We start from the raw sequence: 258 nt of genomic DNA, 5'->3' as shown, positions 1-258 counted from the left end.
CCGGCCCGAGCGCGGCGAGCCGGGCCAGTTTCGCCGCGATCTGCGCGTCGGCCGGACGCCGCCCGACCCAGACCACGCGCGCCCGATAGCGGCGCAGCAGATGCTCGGTGAAGACCTCGCCGACGCCGCCGGCGCCGCCGACGGTCAGATACACGCCGTCCTCGCGGAAGCCGCCGTCGGTGCGCGCGGGCAGCGGCACCGGACGCAGGCGCTCGCGCGACCACTGGCCGGCGCGGTGGATCCAGGCGCGGCCCTGGC

Annotated in this window: 1 protein-coding gene; it reads right to left on the bottom strand. The window is 78.7% G+C overall.

The features are described from left to right. On the bottom strand, window positions 1–258 hold a 258-nt coding region (locus HKX41_12160; protein ID NNC24889.1), incomplete at both ends, for a KR domain-containing protein.

Source organism: Salifodinibacter halophilus (assembly GCA_012999515.1).
Taxonomy (GTDB): Bacteria; Pseudomonadota; Gammaproteobacteria; order Nevskiales; family Salinisphaeraceae; genus Salifodinibacter; species Salifodinibacter halophilus.
The sequence above is the reverse complement of the archived record's forward strand: the minus strand, read 5'-3'. Positions and strand labels throughout refer to the sequence as shown.